At 50.9% G+C, this 4,242-nt stretch carries 1 protein-coding gene; it reads right to left on the bottom strand.

Annotated features, from left to right (window positions below; genetic code table 11):
* Window positions 1-4,242, bottom strand: a 4,242-nt coding sequence (locus PHH49_08615) for a hypothetical protein (GenBank protein ID MDD5489001.1), incomplete at both ends; no start/stop codon positions are given.

Below are 4,242 nucleotides of genomic sequence, written 5' to 3'. Positions count from 1 at the left end.
GCCGGTGTTCTGCGTGAACGTTATTCCCTCGGAATACTTGCTGGCTCCGTGGTTCAGTTGTACGCTCTCATTCGTTGTTATAAGCCCGTTCCTGACATCCCAGGTTATCCCCAAATCGGTATAGCTGGTGCCTGCGGCGTGTACGATGGAATCGGTGTTGGTGAACTTAAAACCTTCCCCGGCATGTAGTGTCCCGCTTAGTTCACCAAGTTCTATGTAGTTCGGGGCTGTTGATATCTTGTCGCCGGTTATCTGGACGCTTATGTAACCGTTATTTATTTCCTTTTGGGCCGTTAGCCCCAGGGCCTGGACCGGCGCGGCGAATACCTCGACGCCGTTGATGCGGTCGTTCAGTATCGGAACACTTAAACTCTTGCCCCCTACCGTTGCCTGCAGGATGTCATGCACTTCGACGTTGCCTTGGACCTGTTCATGGGTGAAAGCGAAACCTGTGGCACCTCCTACCTTTTTCAGGGATACCATATCGTCTATCGAGATGTTATTGATCACGTCTTTTGCCGCAATAAGAGTGCTTCTGACCGGGGATGCGCCTTCGATGACCAGATAAGAATCATTATAGACCGCTCCGGATCTTCCGGCCCCGATGCTTGCGATGTTGGAGGCCAGCAGAGAGAACCTGGCGCTACTCGACGGGTTGAATATGGTTATCGACCCGGTCGTCCCCACGTTCGTGATCACGTCATTAGCTTTCATGACGAATTTACCCTTTTCCTCGGTGAACGTGGAGCCTTTAAGTATATCTATGGTCCCTTCACCGTTCACCAGCGCTTTGATCTCCCTCATCGACGGAGCGGAGGTCGTCTGGTTGTCCGTTTGAGGAACGCCATTAGCATCCGTTCTTGAATATGTAACACTTCGCTGTCCGGTATAATGGTAATCACTTATTACGGTATAATCCGACCTTACTACCGACAAGGTCTTCGAAGAAAGGTTCAGCTCCAAAACTGCCCCGGCATGCTGCTGAAGTACGGAATCCGGTTTGTTCATGGCCGAATTATCGCATCTCAGATATACTGGCATCTCGTTCCCGGATGCATCCGTTATCAGTGATCTTCCCAGGACCATGGTGTTGTTGAGCACATCCACGGCGACTTCCCTGTCGCTTGTGCCTATTATGCTGTAACCATTGGCGTATTTGAAACCGTCCGTAGTTACCATATTGCCTGATACCGAGTCGATCACGTTGTAGCTTCCATCAAAGGCGCCCGCGGACCGTATCGACAGGTTAAGAGAGGCGTTGTTTACTTGTGAGCCCAACGTTACGGTCCCGTTCGCCGCGCTGTTCGGGCATAGAAGGACAAAATTCCCGTTCTGTACGCCTTCATACAGAGGTACCTGTGTAAGTCCCGTGCTGTCGTACAGCTTCGCAGCACCCGTACGTATATCCATACGAGTACCATCGGAGAAGTTGATGGGAGAGGTCCTGTTCCCCGTATATGTGAGTGATCCCGTGTATATGGCACGGTTACTGTCCAGGAAGCCCGTTACGCCGGTAGAGGGAGAATTAAAGTTCAATGTCGTTCCCGCGGTGTTCCATTCCACGTTCTTACCCTGCGAGTTATACCCGGAATTGCCCCCGAACTGTTCTACTATGCTTCCTTCCAGCTTTATCCAGTTCCCGGCCAGGCCTTTTTCGTGGTAATTAGTTACGGTAGCGTTCGTATGCATGCCCTCATATATAGTCGGGCTTCCGTATCCGCCGGAGCTTCCCGGAATGTCGGTCCGCGCGTAGTTGGTGGAATCCGACAGAATACGCGCTGTCGCCAGAGGGTACATGTTAGTCGGCTGGTTTCCGAGCTCCAACGTCAACACCTGTGCGTTCGTCAGAGTATGTTCTCTGCCCAGCCCGTTCGTCGTCGTCATCGTTATCCCCGGTCCTTCGGCGACCCCGACCTGGCCGGCGCTGTTATAAACGTGTAACGTGCTCCTGTCCTCGCTTACCACGTACCATTCCGTGCTCTGGTTGCCGTCTATTCCCGTGAAAGTCGTCTTTACCCTGTCCCCGGGGGTTAATTGTTCAGCTGTGGTCCGCCCGATGTCAAAGCCTTCAAAGCCCAATATCGTACGCGGTGTGGCGGTTACCTCTAGTACCTTGTTACGGCTAGCGTCGAACTGTACCGCCTTGCCGTCCATTTGTACCGTTGCCAGATATCCCTGGGCCTCAAATCCAAGAGGCATTGATGGTTGTTTTAACGGCTCCATAAGACCTTTGGCCGCCTGCATGGCGGTGTCGCCGATCAACGAGTCGAAGAAATCAAGTGTATCCCGTAAGCCCATATTATCTATCACGTTGCTCAAATATGACCCGGTAGTTTCCGCGCGTACGTCCGTCAGGGATTGGGTGTTTGACTGTATGAGGTCATTGCCCGACACCGACGACAAATTATTGTCGTAGCCATAGTTCGACCAGAGATCCCCGCTGGTCAGGTCCATGTTCGTAAAGTCCAGCATATCGTTCGATCCCGATGAAGACAATTGATCGTTCATCATGACCGACAGGTTGTCCAGCCCGGAAAATATGTCCGACCATTCATTTGAGTCGAAAGTAAAGGAATCGTAACCGTCTATCCCGTTCAATATGTCGGAGGACAGGCCATTCATGCCCGAATTGCCTATGGATGATATATCCAAATCGAACAGGCCGTTCGTTGATATATCGTTGTACCCGAATTCGTTCAGGGATCCGTACATGTCAAGGGATGAATCCAGGCCAAAGTCCATTTCGTTGGTATATGACGTACCGAGGTCTAGTCCGTTGAAACCGAAGTCGTAAATGTTGCCGGAAAGATCCTCGTTCAGCGAATAGTTCTGGCTGAACACATCGATCCCGTTCGCGCCCCAAGAGTTGTCTATTCCACCGGAGAACTGCAGGCTATTTAGCGTGTTGTACAGGTAGTTGTCCGCGCCCGTATCGATACCCGCGATATTGTTAATTCCCAGGTCCTGATAGCTGAGATCGGCACCATAGTCCTTATTGCCGTAGAGGTCGGCACCGCCCAGGCCCGCTATTCCCATCGCTGAGGTCGATATCTGAAAGTCATTATAATTGAAGTTTATGCCGCCCGTATCTATGCTGTCGAGGAAAGTTGTTGTATCCAGGTTCGAGAGTATGTCCAGCATAGTGGTCGGGCTTATGGACTGTAGCAGAGTATCCTGGGTACCGATGGCATTATCCAACGCGTTGTTGCTGTATATATTCGTGTTGTAGGACGAGATATCCATCCCGGGCAAGGAAGACGAGAAGAACCTGTTCGTATCATACGATGTATTGAGATCATCGTCATATACGCCATATTGCGCCGGTGCGAAGATATCATTCCCGCTACTGAAGATATCCAGCCCGTTCGAACTGGTGGACATGGGGTCACGTATGCTACCGTAGACGTCTATCGTACCGGTTGGCATATTATACGTATAGAGGTCGGTCCGCATCCCCCCATCGTTGAACATGAGATCCATGTCATAGGCCGATGATCCGATGGATCCGGCCTCGGTGTTGTAAATATTGGTATTTTCCATGCCAAAGTTGGAAGTTTGTCCGCCATATAGTATGTTCTGGATGAAGTTATCGGCGTATTGGGTTAACCCTGAAAAATTTCCGGACTGCGTGTACCCGAAGTCCATGCCATTCCCCACGCGTATATCCCCTATGTTCGTCATATCCGAGAATGAGGCTCCCAGGCCATTCGCTTCAGTGCCCCCGAAATTCATTGAAGTGATGTCGGATGTGGTGCCGTATGTGTAGGATGAAGTATCGTTCTGTCCGTATGAGTTTATCCCCGAGAAGTCCCCATAGGAAGTCGAAAGCGAGTTAGTTGTACCGATGCCGCTTAATTTGTTGTCGGAGAATATAGACGTTCCGGAATAACCCGAAGGATCCGTGCCTGACGAGGTGTTGTTGGAGAAAAGACCGGTGTTGGCATAATTAGTCCCGTATCCGGTCCCGGGCATGTTGTAAGTGCTGGCGAATTCCGTTGAATTTACGTAATCCGTGACGAAACTGCTTTGGCTCCCGCTTGAGATATCCGGTTTGTACGTATCCAAAGAGGTATATCCGGTGGTCAGGTTGTTCGTAGATGTGAATGAATTGTTAAGGTCGTATGTTACGGGCTGTCCCACAGCTATGTCCCGATCGACGGTGACGTCATATGAAGTAACCGGGCTGTAATAGGTGCTCGCAACCCCGCTGTTCTGGATATTGCTGGAAAGATCGTATACGCC

Source organism: Candidatus Omnitrophota bacterium, from assembly GCA_028715965.1.
Lineage (GTDB): Bacteria > Omnitrophota > Gorgyraeia > Tantalellales > Tantalellaceae > JAQUQS01.
The sequence above is the reverse complement of the archived record's forward strand: the minus strand, read 5'-3'. Positions and strand labels throughout refer to the sequence as shown.